The following is a 12,351-nucleotide window of genomic DNA, read 5'->3' as shown; positions in this document are numbered from 1 at the left end:
TCGATAAAATTTCAGTTATTACTCACAGTTTAGTTTAATTCTGACAAATCGGCTTCGTTTCGAAATTAGCCTTTTCCGCCACGAATTGCATCAATAATACTGCTGGTCGAACATCCATCTTCAAAATTCAACACTTTTACTTGCCCACCCGCTTCGATCACTTCTTCACCACCAGCAATCTCTTCCGGTTTATAATCGCCTCCTTTAACAAGAAGGTCTGGCAAAATATGAGCTATCAAACGCTGCGGCGTTTCTTCATTAAATGGTACAACCCAATCAACGGCGCCCAATCCCGCTAAAACAGCCATGCGACGATCCGTTGGATTAACTGGGCGACCAGGGCCTTTTAAAATCTTAACCGACTCATCACTATTCACCGCTACGATAAGGCGATCGCCAAGTTGTGCCGCATGATTTAAATAGGAGACATGACCGGCATGAAGAATGTCAAAACAACCATTGGTCATCACGACTCTTTCTCCGCGAGCTTGGGCTTTTCTTACTGCTTTGGTTAGTTGATCTTCACCAACCACACCAAAATCGGTATCTTGGCTACCGTGAACGGCTTCAGCCAACTCAATCGTTGAAATGGTTGCGGTACCGACTTTACCTACGACCACGCCAGCTGCAGCGTTCGCTAACGCACACGCTTCATCAAGTTCTTTACCTGCCGAAACAGAAGCGGCAAGTACAGAAATCACGGTATCACCCGCCCCTGTTACGTCGTACACTTCTTTCGCTAATGTCGGTAAGTGGAACGGCTTTTTACCTTTGCGTAGCAATGTCATACCATGTTCACTGCGTGTGACCAACAAAGCTTCAAAATCGTATTTTTCTATCAGATCAAGTCCCTTTTCTACCAACATATCGTCATCTTTTATCTTACCGACCACGGCTTCAAACTCAGATAGATTAGGGGTTAGTAGTGTCGCACCACGGTAACGTTCAAATTCTGCACCTTTTGGATCGATAAACACAGGAACTCCGTGTTGCTTCGCTAATTGAATGTAGTTTTGAACATGTTCAAGTGTCCCTTTGGCATAATCAGAAAGGATCACCGCTTTTACTTTAGGCAAAGATTGACGCATCTGATTTTCAATTAAAGCGGGTTCAAGATCTTCCACTTTATCTTCAAAATCGAGCCGGATGAGCTGCTGTCCTCGGCTTAGTACTCTCAGTTTAGTGATAGTAGGAAAGTCGTCGAGTTCGACGAAATTGCAGTTTACTTTGAGTGACGTTAGTTTTTGATTTAATACTTGAGCAGGTTCATCATTACCAACAAACCCTACTAGATAGGAAGAACCACCGAGCGACGAAATATTCATTGCAACGTTGGCAGCTCCGCCTGGACGTTCTTCATTTTTCTCAACTTTAACCACAGGAACCGGCGCTTCTGGAGAAATTCGTCCTGTTGGTCCATACCAATAGCGATCTAACATAACGTCGCCAACAATTAACACACCAGCTTGCTGATAATCAGGCAAAATGGGCTTCATTTTTTATTCTCCAATTTATATTTTACGGCAGAGTTTATCACAGTGACAAATAAGCAAAAGGCATTAACCAAGCCAAGATTGCCAAATATCCATAACATGTTGACGCTCATTAACGAACTTAGTTTCATCAACGTCTCCATCAAGATTTAATAAATTACGGCGATGGAATTGATTGCGCATCGATGTATAAGCAGTAATTAACTGCTGAGCTTCGCATTCAGTAATAACTTGTTCTTGCACCAAGGATTCAAAGATACGGATATTATCAGACCAATGTGTCAAATTCGGATAAGTTTGACTAAAGCGTAGCACCAAATACTGAGCTATAAACTCGATATCTGTAATGCCGCCTCTGTCCTGCTTTAGCATAAAGCGTCCCGGTTTTTTGTTCCCAAGGTGGCCAAGCATCTTTTGCCTCATATCTCTCACTTGTTGCGTTAGCGTTCGGCTTTCACGCTGAGTGGTTAGAATCTGATGACGCATATTCGAATATGCTTGCTGTAGTGGTTCATCACCAAACACCATACGCGTTCTGACCAATGCTTGATGTTCCCACGTCCACGCTTCATTACGTTGATAATCGGTAAATGCTTCAACTGATGAAACCAATAATCCCGACGAGCCTGATGGACGAAGCCGAGTATCAATTTCGTATAAAATTCCTGATGGGGTTCGTGTTGAGAAAAGATGAACAACTCGTTGAGCCAAACGTAAATAAAACTGACGCCCATCTATCTCTTTTTTACCGTCGGTGTACACATCACTAGGGCAATCATGAATAAACACAATATCAAGATCTGAGTTATACCCCAACTCCCAACCACCAAGCTTCCCATAACCAACAACAGCAAACCCTAAGCCATCACGTTGATGAATATGGGTCGGCTCGCCATATTTTTCGCTTAATTGAATCCATGCCTGTTTCACCACAACTTCGATGATGGCTTCCGCAAGATAGGTAAGGTGATCGCTTACCCGTCTAACAGGCAAAACATCCGTCACATCGGCTGCGGCAATTTTTAAAATACAAATTTGCTTAAACTGACGTAACCCCTCCATCTGTTGTTCCATATCATCTTCTGGAATTCGGGCAAGGTAATCACGTAATTCATTACGATATGAATCTAGTTCTATCGGGTTATACAGATGCTTAATATCGATAAGCTCATCAAGCAAAATAGGATAACGAGCAAGCTGCTCAGATATCATTGGACTTGCCGTACACAATCTAACTAATTGCGTCAGCGCAGCCGGGTGCTCATCGAGTAACTCTAGATACGTAGTCCGAGTCGCGATGTTCTGCAATAAGTGCAAAACTCGTGAAAATCCGAAACGCCCCTTAGGGTGAGAAAATACTGCTTGGAAAACTTTTGGCATCAAGCGGTTTAGTACTTCTCGACCACGTGGACCGAGGGTTTTCTTTGCAAGCTCTTGTTTAAATTGAATCAGAGCCTTTGCAATGCCCGACTCTTGGGTTAACCCAATATCTTGTTCAATTATTTGCTCAACGACATCGGCTTTGTTAGCAAAGTCCCATAGTTCGCTATAACAGCGTTCAATATCACTTTCGTCATTATGCTGGTCGTCCCCGATTAAAGCGTCAAATACAGTATGAACATCAGCCATGTGTTCTAACGTCTGCTTGAGCAAGGTTTCCCAATCTTCATATCCCATTGCACAAGCAAGTTTAATTTGATCATCCTCGTTATCGGGTAGAGTTTGGGTCTGTTTATCTTCCATTGCTTGCAAAAGGTTTTCTAAACGACGTAAGAATAGATAACTAGTACGTAGAATAGTGACTTCGCCTAATTTGAGAAGAGACAACTCCTCTATCGCATCAAGGGTGCCTATAAGCCCTCTTCGACGCAAACACGGTTCTCTTCCCCCACGAATTAGCTGAAACACTTGAACAATAAATTCAATTTCTCGAATGCCACCGGCACCGAGTTTAATGTTGTTTTCTAAGCCTCGACGACGAACTTCGGTTTGTATCATGGACTTCATTCGTCGCAGCGATTGAATCGCACTAAAGTCGATATAGCGACGAAAAACAAACGGACGCAAGGTTTGACGCAGTTCTTGATAATGAGAGTACATTTCACGTCCCATTACGCGAGCCTTAACCATCGCGTAGCGTTCCCAGTCACGCCCTTGTTCTTGGTAATAATCTTCCATTGCTGTAAAGCTCATCACCAACGGGCCACTTTCCCCGAAAGGTCGAAGACGCATATCAACTCGATAACAAAACCCGTCTACTGTCCATTTATCCAAACTTTTAATAATTCGTTGACCAAGGCGAGTAAAGAACTGCGGGTTTGAGATACTACGTCGGGCACCCTGAGTTTCTCCATTTTCGGGATACGCAAAAATTAAATCGATATCAGAAGAGAAGTTCAGCTCCCCACCACCCAGCTTGCCCATTCCAATAATCAGCATGGGTTGCGCCTCACCTTGTTGGCTACAAGGAGTCCCGTATTCATTACAACATAAGCGGTATTGCCATTGGTAAGTTTCGAAAATCATCGCCTCTGCCAATTCGCTAATATGATTCAAACTGATTTCTAATGACCAATGTTCTAATTCATTGGCTGATGAAACAAAGTCATTCCAAGCGATATACAACATTTCTCGATTTCGGTATCGGCGCAGAAATGCCATCCCACTATCTTCGTTATCCTGTTGACTGAGTTGCACTTGTAACTCTTCTCGATAACAACAACTGCGATCCTGACTCGCCATCAAAGTCGGTAAGTTTTTACACAACTCCTCATCACGCATTAAGGTATCGTGGCAAAACTTACTTAATCCGATAACGTAATAGAGCTGTTGAGTTAATTCCTCATCCCAACTCAAGATAAATGGATAACGCTCAACCAATAATTGGTACTGGTTTTGAGTATGGGATTTAAGTTCTAGCGGAAGTTGCATGTAAGCTCCTTACAAACCAAGGATGTCGCTTAGTTATAACAAATTTTCATCAATAAAAAACGCCCACCCTAAAAGAGTGGACGTTATATCTAATCCTTAATCATATTACACTTGAAACGAACTAATTTTCTGATCTAATTCAGTAACATTGCTTTCCATCATCTCTGCTGTTTCAAGTAGCTCTGTCACGACCTCGACCGATGCTTCTACCAACTCTTTAACCGTGCTCAGATTAGTATTCATATCTTGTGCAACGGTGGTTTGCTCTCCAGCAGCATCTGCAATTTCGTAATTCATTTCATTGATTTGTTTAACCTGCCCAACAATACCGCTCAGTTCATCACCGGCGCTACTCACCAAACTAACCCCTTCAGCGGCTTCCACCACACTTTTTTCCATCAAGTCTACGGCTGAATTAGCGCTAGCTTGTAAATGGCCAATCATATCTTGAATTTCAACCGTCGCTTTCTGCGTGCTTTGAGCTAAGTTTCTCACTTCATCGGCAACCACTGCAAAACCACGTCCAGCTTCACCTGCTCGGGCCGCTTCAATAGCAGCGTTTAATGCAAGCAAGTTGGTCTGTTCCGAAATACCTTGAATGGTGCCAACCATGCTACTAATGGCCGCAACACGATCTTCGACTTCAGTTATCGCTTCAGCGGATTTTGAAATATCATCCGACAAGTCACTCATTTTCAATACAGTACCATTGACGAAGTCTTGTCCCGTTTGTGCTTTTTCAGACGCTGCCTCTGTAAGTGTCGAAGCGGCTTGTGCATTCTCTGCCACGGTAGAAACCGCCGAGCTCATTTCACTCATTGCCGTCGAAAGCTGGTCAATTTCAATAAATTCTTCCTTAGCGGAATCCCGTGTCTCAGACATCGCTATGGTCATCACTTCACTCAATGTTGCAAGCTCTTGTGAACTTCCGACTTGGAGCTTAATCACATCTTGCAATTGGCTGCGCGTTTTCTCGAGCTCTCGAGCTAAGTCACCATATTCGTCTTTGCACTCAAGCTCAATTGGCGCACTTAAATCACGGTTCGCTAATGATTGAATCGCTTCACTAATGTAGTTAGTTTGACGCAACATAATTCGAGCAGTGAAAAGCAGCAAGCCAATAAATATCGCAATCATTGCGATCGTTTGCCACACCATTGTCATTATATATTCGTCGTAGTGGGCTTGTGCTATCTCAGCGTGTTGAGTGGCATCCAGTAACGCTTGATAAAACGTGCTAGCGTCGCCTAACTGCTTAACGACGATAAGAACAGTACTGAATACCATTAAAATTATCATTTTTGGAATTAAGCGAACATCAGTAATCACTCTTTCCCACGGCTTAAAGCTTAGCTTTGCCATATTCAATCTCCGTTTACATCATTTATTGTTCTTTATATCGACTATCTGCTCACCATGACATCACCCAGTGTTGAGCTACGGTAAATCTAGGCTCAAATAAAGATACTCACATCACCTTTTGTCTCTCAAACAGAAGGCGATAGTAAGCATGGCGATCATATACCGACGAATAATGTTGATTTTATCGGCGTAAGCAGTGAGAACTTGAATGCGATAGCCGTACCGCATATGAAAAGTGTAGTTCTTAAAAAAGAAAATGATTGGAATTAATATAAAGAGTAATAACAAAGTTGAAATCCCTTGCGCTACGTCACGCTACACAAGGGAAATACGGAGAAGTTAAGAAGGATGCCAATAGGGTATCGCAGACATACCTTTCGCACGAGTCTGCTCCATTGCATATAGAATAGAAGCTTCTTGGCGCGACAGCCAACGAGTCAATTGGTCTTGATCTTCTAATTTATCAACTAAACCTCGCAAGATGGTCAGTGCCAATAAGTCATCAATCCCTTGCAGCAAATCAGCCCAAGGTAAGCGGAAGTTATTTCGAGCATCGGCATCATACAAACTGGCAAAGCCGATCCCTGTATACAATATTCGCGTCAAGTTGTACTTCTGAGCGATGCACATTTCTGACGATAAGGCCTCCTCTAATGGAAACGCGATACATAATTCATCCAATACATACTCAAGCTGTTGAACTGCAAATTCCGGTACCGGCTGTGCCATTGTTACTTTTGCTTTTTCATCAAGAAAGGGTTGCCAGCCTTTAGCTAAGATCCAACGACTCAAATCGATGATAACTCCCGCATAGCGGCCAGAGTGAAGCAGTTTGAGGTTGTCATCACGTGAAGGATGCTTCTCCTGCAATGCGTGTAAGTGTTGAACGATCGATTTGCGTTCGTCGAGTTTTCGTAGCACATGGCCTTTTTCTTTAAGCAAGTCATCGAGGTAATCATTCTCTTTTAACCACCCGATTTCTTGCTCAAGCCATTTAAGCTCTTGACGAATAATCGCACTTGCCCGTCGTGGCACGACACCACCATATACTGCTAACGTTTGACGAATAAAACAGATCGCGTGACGAATTTCATCAAGCGCTTCAATGCCTTCATGTTCTACATATATTTGCTCATGATAAGACCAGTGAGATAATCCATGCTCTAGCGACTTAATAAAGCACGACTCAACCGTGTCAGTTGAGTGTGTTTTCACCAATGAAAGCGGAGTAACCTCATCACTTTGATACCCAGAAGCAAGGCGATAACCACGCGCGGCTTTGCTTAAGTTGCCCAAACGAGCACCGCCACTTTCACTCAATGAACGAGCCAAAGTAAATAGTGCATCGGTTTGACCTGACTTAAGCTCTAATTCAACTTCACAGATGGTGTCTCGCTGATCACCTGAAATAACCTCTCCTTGATCAAAGGCAACTTCGACCTGGCTGCCATCCGGTGTCATAACTAACCACTGCTCTCGAGTAAAATCAGTCGCAAACATCGGAATTAAATCATGCTCCAATTGCGAAACAGATTTACCCTGCGGCCAAATATCTTCAGGGTGAAGTGATAGATTGGGAATATCTCCGTCATGTTCTGCATTGTATTCAGGGCGTTGGTGCAAACCGGCCACCACTCGACCAGAAGTTTTCACCGTTTGCACATAAACATCATCACAACGGCGAATCCGCATACCGATATCGTGTTGGCGTAACCAACTGTCAGAGGTGTCAAAATAGATATTGCCGAGCTGACGGCAACTATGCTGAAGAACTTTAAGTTCTTTAATTATAGTAAGTAAAGTATCTGAATAATCAGGAGAAACAAAAAACTTAAGCTCTATCTCAGTTTCCATAATGAACCCTTTAATCAATGGTCGTAACAGGATATTGCGGAATGGTCTACTGAGCAAGATGGAATTATCAACTTAGACATGATCTAAAACGGTTTTAAAGCACCATTGAATGAGTTAACATGCGCGCTTTATTACCTCTTAACAATTAGCCAGTCTTCGGCATTAGTTGCTTATTTCGGTTATGTTTTATTTGGGTTAAATAACCATGACAATGAATACTATTATGGGGTTGTTTGCAAAATCCCCGATCAAACCTCTACAAAAACACGTCATTTGTGTCAATGAATGTTGTTCTCATCTCGTTAACTTTTTTGAAGTGAGCTTTCAATCCGATTGGGAGAAAGCGTCTGAAATTCGTGCGCAGATATCTCATCTAGAGAAAGAAGCAGATGTACTAAAGCGTGAAATTCGCCTTAAGTTACCTCGCGGCTTATTTCTTCCTGTTGATCGCACCGATATGCTTGAGCTACTGACTCAGCAAGACAAATTAGCGAACTTAGCGAAAGATGTGTCTGGGCGTGTATTTGGACGTCAATTGGTCATTCCTGAAGTACTTCAAGATGATTTCATTGCCTATGTGAAGCGTTGTTTAGATGCAGCAAATCAAGCTCAAAAAGTTATCAATGAACTTGACGAACTTCTCGAAACCGGCTTTAAGGGACGCGAAGTAACCTTAGTTGCTGAGATGATCAACCAGCTCGATGAAATTGAAGATGATACCGATTTAATGCAGATTCATTTACGTCAAAATTTGATGGCCATTGAGTCTAAATACAATCCTATCGATGTCATGTTTATGTATAAGATTTTCGAATGGATTGGTGGTATCGCCGATCAAGCTCAACGCGTAGGCGCTCGACTAGAATTGATGCTCTCGCGTTCATAACCAACAAAAAATCGATGTTGCTCTCAAGACACTTTTCTCGCATATAAACCGCTAGAAACTAGAGTGCATTGTTTAGTTTAACTAATAAATTGGATATTTCAGTGGATATACTTGCAAACTACAGCACGATTATCATCCTTGTTGCGGCTTTCTTTGGACTTATGATGGCCGTCGGTATCGGTGCAAATGACGTTGCTAACGCAATGGGGACGTCAGTTGGTTCAAAAGCGCTGACTGTAAAGAATGCGATTATTATCGCAATGATTTTTGAATTTGCTGGTGCTTATTTAGCTGGCGGTGAAGTGACTGACACCATTCGAAAAGGCGTTATCGACACAAGCTTATTTACCGAGATTCCGGAAGTATTAGTGTTTGGTATGATGTCATCACTTTTAGCGGCCGGTACTTGGTTATTACTAGCTTCATACATGGGCTGGCCCGTATCGACGACTCACTCAATTATCGGTGCAATCATCGGTTTTGCCTGTGTCACTGTCGGAACTGATGCCATTCATTGGGGAGCGGTTCAAGGTATCGTTGGCAGTTGGATTGTGACACCGCTAATTTCTGGTGTGATTGCTTACATTATATTTAGCAGTGCTCAACGACTTATTTTCGATACAGAAAACCCGTTAATTAATGCCAAACGTTTTGTTCCGGTATACATGTTTATCACGACTATGGTCATCGCGTTAGTGACCATTAAAAAAGGCCTTAAACATGTAGGTTTACATTTAAGTGGAAGTGAAGCATGGCTCGCGTCAATGTCATTTTCTGCATTGGTAATGATTGGTGGTTACATCTATATTGCTCGACGCTTTTCAACCAAAGAAGATGATCATAGCTTTGCTGGCGTTGAAAGTATCTTTACCGTGTTAATGGTGATTACAGCCTGTGCTATGGCGTTTGCTCATGGTTCAAATGATGTCGCAAATGCTATTGGCCCACTCTCAGCGATTGTTGCAACAGTACAAAACTTGGGCAACATTACGGCAAAAATACAAATTGCTTGGTGGATATTGCCGCTTGGCGGGATTGGCATCGTCATTGGCTTGGCAACGTTAGGCCACAAAGTCATGGCAACCGTAGGTACTGGTATTACAGAGTTAACTCCGAGTCGTGGTTTCGCAGCTCAGCTTGCAACCGCCTCAACTGTAGTGCTTGCTTCTGGTACAGGATTACCGATTTCAACAACTCAAACTTTAGTTGGAGCTGTACTTGGTGTAGGTTTTGCTCGTGGTATTGCAGCCTTGAACTTAGGTGTAGTACGAAACATTGTTGCATCTTGGATTATTACCTTACCTGCTGGCGCGCTACTGTCTGTCGTGTTCTACTACGTGATAGAAATGATGTTTATCTAACGACCAAAGTCAGCTAACGGTTAAGTTAATGTAACAACGTGATAAAGTTTTGAGAATAGGGAGCTTTGGCTCCCTTCTTTGTTGCACCAGATAAAGAAACTTAATATTATCTGAAAATATTCAATACTGTTTGCCCTATCAATCTTATCTGTAAAGGATTCAACGTGAAAAAATTGATGATTATGGTACTGCTTGCTGTGTTCTCTGTACCATCATTTGCACAGCAATTTTATGTTGCTGATAAATTGTTTACCTACATGCATTCAGGGCCAAGTGCCCAATACCGAATTATGGGTAGCGTAAATGCTGGTGATAAAATTAAGTTGCTTCAATCTGATAAAGCGAGTGGCTATACGCAGATTGTTGATAGTAAAGGCCGTAAAGGCTGGGTACAGAGCAAATTTATTACGTCGAAAGAAAGTATGGCGGTTCGTCTACCTCGCTTAGAAAAAGAACTGTCTGAAGTAAGAGCTAAATTAGACAGTGCAGAAAGTGATGCCAATCGCGAAAAAGAAGGCTTAGTTGAATCTCTTGAAGTTCGCAGTCGTCAAGTAACAGAGTTAGAGCAAAACTATTCAGAGATGATGAGCAAGTTCTCAGCATCACAAGGCCAAATCCGTGAGTTAAGTGCAAAATTGGACACTCAAAAAGAAGACTTACTAATGAAATACTTCCTCTATGGTGGCGGTGTTATGCTAGGCGGAATCTTCTTCGGTATTATCTTGCCGCACATTATTCCTAAGCGTAAGAAAAACCGTTCAGATTGGGTATAAACCTAATACTGTAATATTTTAAGGTCGCCCATTCGTGGCGACCTTTTTTGTTTTGACTTTTGTTATTCTAAATTTTTAATAAAGACAGACTCGACCTATAATTTCAACTTATACAATTATGCAATGAGTAAACAGATGAAACGCTATTTAGTCGGCGGTGCAGTACGAGATCAACTGCTTGGCCTCGACGTTTATGACCAAGATTGGGTTGTCGTTGGTTCTTCCCCTGAAGAGATGCTTTCTCGTGGCTATCAAGCTGTTGGGAAAGACTTTCCTGTTTTTCTCCATCCAAAGACCAAACAAGAGCATGCACTCGCAAGAACTGAACGAAAGACTGGAGCTGGTTATAAAGGGTTTGCTTGCGACTTCGACGCGAGTGTTACGCTGGAAGACGATCTAAAGAGAAGAGATCTCACCATCAACGCCATCGCACAAGATGATAATGGCGATATTATTGATCCGTATCGCGGTCAGGAAGATCTCAATAACAAATTGCTACGACATGTCTCCGATGCATTTGTTGAGGATCCGCTACGTGTGCTAAGAGTCGCGCGTTTTGCGGCTAAACTTGCCCACCTTGGCTTCATCGTCGCTGAAGAAACCATGCAGTTAATGAAAGAGATTGTGGCGCAAAACGAATTAGAAAACTTAACCGCTGAACGAATCTGGCAAGAGTGGCATAAGTCACTATCAACGAAAACACCACATGTATTTCTTTCGACCTTACGTGAGTGTGGTGCTTTAGCGGTCATTCTCCCTGAGATCGACTTACTATTTGGTGTTCCTCAGCCTGCACAATGGCACCCTGAAATTGACACTGGGGTTCACACACTAATGGTTACGGAGCAAGCTGCTAAGCTAAGTGAAGACACAACTGTTCGTTTTGCTGCTAGCGTACACGATCTTGGTAAAGGAATTACACCAATAGCAGAGTGGCCCAGCCATAAGATACATTGCCATACCGGACAAAAACTCATCAAAAGTCTTTGTCTCCGCTTACGAGTACCTAATGCCTATCGAGACTTGGCCATAGCAGTGTGTGAGCAGCATTCTAATATCCATAGAGCTAATGAGCTGCGTCCCAGTACCTACGTAAAAATTTTCGATAAACTCTACGTATGGAGACAACCAGAGCGTTTAGATAAAGTATTACTCTGCTGTCAGGCGGATCATTGTGGGCGACTAGGAATGGAACACCTTCCCTACTCTCAAGCCGAGCGATTTAAACGAGCCTATCAAGCTGCGGTTTCAATCAATACTCAAGAAATCATTGCTGATGGCTTTCAAGGGAAAGCCATTCGAGATGAGCTATTTATTCGCCGCACCAAAGCCATCGAAAACCTTTTTAAGACGCTTTAGCACCTAGAGCTTCTTCGATACGAATTAATTGTGGCCACAACAGTTCATTGCTTTTACCAAATTACATACAAAAAAATACCCTGCCGTAGTCGGCAGGGTATTCAAAGTATTAAGTAAATAAGTCCCTAAGGATTACTGACCTTTAACTTCTTTTAGACCGCTTTCGTTGTAAAGAGAGGAGCTTTAGCACCTAGAGCTTCTGCGATACAGATTAGTTGCGGTCAGAACGGCTCATTGCGTTTACTAAATTACAGGCAAAAAAATACCCTGCCGTAGTCGGCAGGGTATTCAAAGTATTAAGTAAATAAGTCCCTAAGGATTACTGACCTTTA

Annotated in this window: 8 protein-coding genes; 4 read left to right on the top strand and 4 right to left on the bottom strand. The window is 42.5% G+C overall.

The annotated features are described in order from the left end of the window. Positions 1-65: 65 nt before the first annotated feature. The 4 genes from hldE to ACXJY6_RS14525 all read right to left on the bottom strand — a co-directional run bounded on the left by hldE (position 66) and on the right by ACXJY6_RS14525 (position 7,640). On the bottom strand, positions 66-1,496 hold the full coding sequence (hldE, locus tag ACXJY6_RS14540; RefSeq protein WP_458768749.1) for a bifunctional D-glycero-beta-D-manno-heptose-7-phosphate kinase/D-glycero-beta-D-manno-heptose 1-phosphate adenylyltransferase HldE: 1,431 nt from the start codon (positions 1,494-1,496) through the stop codon (positions 66-68). Positions 1,497-1,559: 63 nt separating this feature from the next. After that, positions 1,560-4,424: a bifunctional [glutamate--ammonia ligase]-adenylyl-L-tyrosine phosphorylase/[glutamate--ammonia-ligase] adenylyltransferase gene (gene glnE / locus ACXJY6_RS14535; RefSeq protein WP_458768748.1), complete on the bottom strand. Its 2,865-nt coding sequence runs from the start codon at positions 4,422-4,424 to the stop codon at positions 1,560-1,562. 105 nt (positions 4,425-4,529) lie between these two features. Further along, positions 4,530-5,786, bottom strand: coding sequence for a methyl-accepting chemotaxis protein (locus tag ACXJY6_RS14530; RefSeq protein WP_456052081.1), 1,257 nt, complete (start codon positions 5,784-5,786; stop codon positions 4,530-4,532). Positions 5,787-6,125: 339 nt separating this feature from the next. After that, the gene (locus ACXJY6_RS14525; protein ID WP_458768747.1) at positions 6,126-7,640 is read right to left on the bottom strand and encodes a CYTH and CHAD domain-containing protein; all 1,515 of its coding nucleotides are present in this window, start codon (positions 7,638-7,640) and stop codon (positions 6,126-6,128) included. 205 nt (positions 7,641-7,845) lie between these two features. On the opposite strand from ACXJY6_RS14525, the gene ACXJY6_RS14520 reads away from it, so the two are divergent. The 4 genes from ACXJY6_RS14520 (at position 7,846) to ACXJY6_RS14505 (ending at position 12,019) form a co-directional block, all read left to right on the top strand. Next, on the top strand, positions 7,846-8,526 hold the full coding sequence (locus ACXJY6_RS14520) for a TIGR00153 family protein (RefSeq protein ID WP_456052083.1): 681 nt from the start codon (positions 7,846-7,848) through the stop codon (positions 8,524-8,526). 101 nt (positions 8,527-8,627) lie between these two features. Beyond that, on the top strand, positions 8,628-9,887 hold the full coding sequence (locus ACXJY6_RS14515; RefSeq protein ID WP_456052084.1) for an inorganic phosphate transporter: 1,260 nt from the start codon (positions 8,628-8,630) through the stop codon (positions 9,885-9,887). Between the two features lie 164 nt (positions 9,888-10,051). Then, positions 10,052-10,660 (top strand): TIGR04211 family SH3 domain-containing protein, encoded by a 609-nt coding sequence (locus ACXJY6_RS14510; RefSeq protein WP_456052085.1) that lies wholly within the window; start codon positions 10,052-10,054, stop codon positions 10,658-10,660. A gap of 135 nt (positions 10,661-10,795) precedes the next feature. Then, positions 10,796-12,019 carry a multifunctional CCA addition/repair protein gene (locus tag ACXJY6_RS14505; protein ID WP_458768746.1) on the top strand — a complete coding sequence of 408 codons (1,224 nt, stop codon included), beginning with the start codon at positions 10,796-10,798 and terminating at the stop codon, positions 12,017-12,019. Positions 12,020-12,351 lie beyond the last annotated feature (332 nt).

It is taken from the genome of Vibrio phycocola (assembly GCF_054404255.1).
The sequence above is the reverse complement of the archived record's forward strand: the minus strand, read 5'-3'. Positions and strand labels throughout refer to the sequence as shown.

What these genes read in the sequence shown, in the direction of transcription:
- ACXJY6_RS14525 (WP_458768747.1), bottom strand. Translation starts at nt 7,640, where the DNA reads ATGGAAACTGAGATAGAGCTTAAGTTTTTTGTTTCTCCTGATTATTCA.
- ACXJY6_RS14530 (WP_456052081.1), bottom strand. Translation starts at nt 5,786, where the DNA reads ATGGCAAAGCTAAGCTTTAAGCCGTGGGAAAGAGTGATTACTGATGTT.
- hldE (WP_458768749.1), bottom strand. Translation starts at nt 1,496, where the DNA reads ATGAAGCCCATTTTGCCTGATTATCAGCAAGCTGGTGTGTTAATTGTT.
- ACXJY6_RS14520 (WP_456052083.1), top strand. Translation starts at nt 7,846, where the DNA reads ATGACAATGAATACTATTATGGGGTTGTTTGCAAAATCCCCGATCAAA.
- glnE (WP_458768748.1), bottom strand. Translation starts at nt 4,424, where the DNA reads ATGCAACTTCCGCTAGAACTTAAATCCCATACTCAAAACCAGTACCAA.
- ACXJY6_RS14505 (WP_458768746.1), top strand. Translation starts at nt 10,796, where the DNA reads ATGAAACGCTATTTAGTCGGCGGTGCAGTACGAGATCAACTGCTTGGC.